1 protein-coding gene is annotated in these 954 nt (G+C 67.6%); it reads left to right on the plus strand.

What is annotated here, in order from left to right:
* Nucleotides 1-168: 168 nt before the first annotated feature.
* A partial coding sequence (locus ACTIE6_RS24160) for an amino acid permease (RefSeq protein WP_439559067.1) occupies nt 169-954 on the plus strand: 786 nt, incomplete at its 3' end.

The following is a 954-nucleotide window of genomic DNA, read 5'->3' on the forward strand; positions in this document are numbered from 1 at the left end:
GGGCGCCGGAGGCCCGGGCCCGCGCCTTCCTGCGGGTGCTCGGGGAGGCCTGAGCCCACGGTCGAGCGTGTATAATGCGCCGTCTTTGCTGCACGAAGTGCCACGTGGCTGGCGCACAGGAGCGGGCCTGCCCGTCGGCAGGGCGACTCCGGAGGGTATTCAATGTCGATGTTTGCGACCAAGTCGATTGATCGCATCAGGGCCGAGGCCGCTGAGAATCAGCACGGCCTGAAGCGTGTGCTGAGTGCCACGGACCTGACCACACTTGGAATCGGCGCCATCATCGGCACCGGCATCTTCGTGCTCACCGGGCAAGCGGCCGCCGCGCATGCCGGCCCGGCCATCGTCCTGTCGATGGTCCTGGCGGGCTTTGCCAGCGCCCTCGCCGGCCTCTGCTACGCGGAGTTCGCCTCAACGGTGCCCATCTCCGGCTCGGCGTACACCTACGGCTACGCGACGCTCGGCGAGTTCGTGGCCTGGATCATCGGCTGGGACCTCATCCTCGAGTACGCCCTCGGCGCCGCCACCGTGGCCGTCGGCTGGTCCGGCTACGTGGTCAGCTTCCTGCACGACATCGGCATCACGTTTCCGGCGGCGTTGAGTTCGGCGCCAGGCACGATCATCACGCTGGCCGACGGCAGCACCACCTCCGCGGTGTTCAACCTGCCGGCCGTGCTGATTGCGGTCGCCGTCACCGCGCTGCTGGTCGTCGGCATCCAGGAGTCGGCTCGCGTCAACGCCGTCATCGTTGTCGTCAAGGTGGCGGTGGTGCTGCTCGTGATCGGTGCCGGCGCGATGTATCTCGACACGGCCAACTGGTCGCCCTTCATTCCCGAGAACTCGGGCCAGTTCGGTGTCTTCGGCTGGAGCGGGGTGGTGCGCGGGGCAGGTGTCATCTTCTTCGCCTTCATCGGCTTCGACGCCGTCTCCACGGCGGCGCAGGAAGCCAAGAAC

The sequence above is a fragment of the Dyadobacter sp. genome, assembly GCF_051859145.1.
Classification (GTDB): domain Bacteria; phylum Bacteroidota; class Bacteroidia; order Cytophagales; family Spirosomataceae; genus Dyadobacter.